This is a genomic window from Pseudomonas juntendi (genome assembly GCF_009932375.1).
Lineage (GTDB): Bacteria > Pseudomonadota > Gammaproteobacteria > Pseudomonadales > Pseudomonadaceae > Aquipseudomonas > Aquipseudomonas juntendi.
In genome coordinates, this window is the sequence record NZ_BLJG01000042.1 from 1 (window position 1) to 901 (window position 901).

Here is a 901-nt window from a genome sequence, read left to right on the forward strand (position 1 = left end):
CCTTCACCCTGACCGACGGTACCATCGTCACGGTCAAAGCCGGTGAATCGGTCGGCACCACCACTGTCACTGCGCCAGACAACGTCTACGTCAACGATCCGGTCACTATCACCCAAGGTCTGACCAAGGTCGAAGGCGCCGGCGCTGATCAGTTCGAACAACTGAATCTGGGCAAAGATACCGTCAGCACCTCCGTGACTGACGAGCCAGGCACACCGGGCAACCCAGGCGGCAACAACGAAGGCGACCTGGTCAAGGTCAGCATCGTGGCCGATCAAGTCTCGGTCAACGAAGCAACCGAACCAACCTTCACCGTCACCCTGAATAAGGCTTTGGATAAGCCGTTCACCGTGACCCTGAGCACCGGTGCCACCCTGACCTTCGCGGCAGGTGAAACCACCAAGTCCTACGCCGCTCCGGCGCAGGGCGATGACGTGTTCAAGGACGAAGGCAAGATCACCGTCAGCATCACCAAGGCGGAAGTGGTCGGCGAGCAGCTGGAAAACCTGCAGATCGGCCAGCCTGCTACCGTGGCGGTCACCGATACGCAGAGCCCGGTTACTGCCCAGCTCACTGTGGATAACACCACTGTGGCCGAAGGCGGCAAGATCACTTACACCGTGACCCTGGTCAGCGCCGATCCGAGCCTGCCAGTGACCAACCACAAGGGCCTGACCTTCACCCTGACTGACGGCACCACTGTGACCGTCAAGGCAGGCGAGGCCAGCGGTTCGGTTACCGTCACCGCGCCAGACAACGTCTACGTCAACGATCCAGTCACCATCACCCAAGGCCTGACCAAGGTCGAAGGCGCCGGCGCCGATCAGTTCGAGCAACTGAACCTGGGCAGAAATACTGTCAGCACATCGGTAACCGACGAAGCGTCTGGCCAAGGCGACCT

General features: G+C 60.6%; 1 protein-coding gene. It reads left to right on the forward strand.

Going from position 1 to position 901, the window contains the following annotated elements; genetic code table 11:
- The coding region (locus tag GYA94_RS06190) for an immunoglobulin-like domain-containing protein (protein ID WP_369008864.1) at positions 1-901 on the forward strand (901 nt) is incomplete at both ends.